Raw genomic sequence first — 508 nt, forward strand, 5'->3', positions numbered from 1 at the left:
TGATATACATTGAAGCTTTGACTTCGTCAACATTGATAATCCTCTCTCTTTTACTACCCATATTTCGTTCAGTTCTGTGAGACTTTGCGATCTCGGTTTTAAGTTGTTGAAATGCAGGTAGCCAGTTCTTTCATAAATCAATTTGTATGAATAAATATAAAGAAACTTTTGGAGTTGACATCAGTAAAGGTGTCTTTGATGTACACGGTAGCTCAACCGGCCACACCCATTACAGGAATGACGAAACGGGATTTAAGAAATTCCTTAAAGAGCTGCCAAAGGGCTCATTGGTGGCCATGGAAGCTACCGGTTATTACCATTACAGGCTTGCACAGTTTCTTTACAAGAACGGAGTTGCGGTATCGGTTATCAACCCTTTATCGGTCAAACGCTTTGTCCAGATGAAACTGTCCAAGGTAAAGACCGATAAGAGCGATTCAAGAGCCATATGCGAATATGCCCAGGTCAACGAAGTCCCCCTTTACAGTGCCTTGACTGAAGTGCAAAG

The 508-nt window shown here is 41.7% G+C and carries 1 protein-coding gene; it reads left to right on the forward strand.

What is annotated here, in order from left to right; all coding sequences use genetic code 11:
- Positions 1-146: 146 nt before the first annotated feature.
- Positions 147-508, forward strand: a 362-nt coding sequence (locus tag ACFSR8_RS16470; protein WP_380294070.1) for an IS110 family transposase, incomplete at its 3' end; no start/stop codon positions are given.

The organism is Hyunsoonleella rubra, assembly GCF_042684665.1.
Taxonomy (GTDB): domain Bacteria; phylum Bacteroidota; class Bacteroidia; order Flavobacteriales; family Flavobacteriaceae; genus Jejuia; species Jejuia rubra.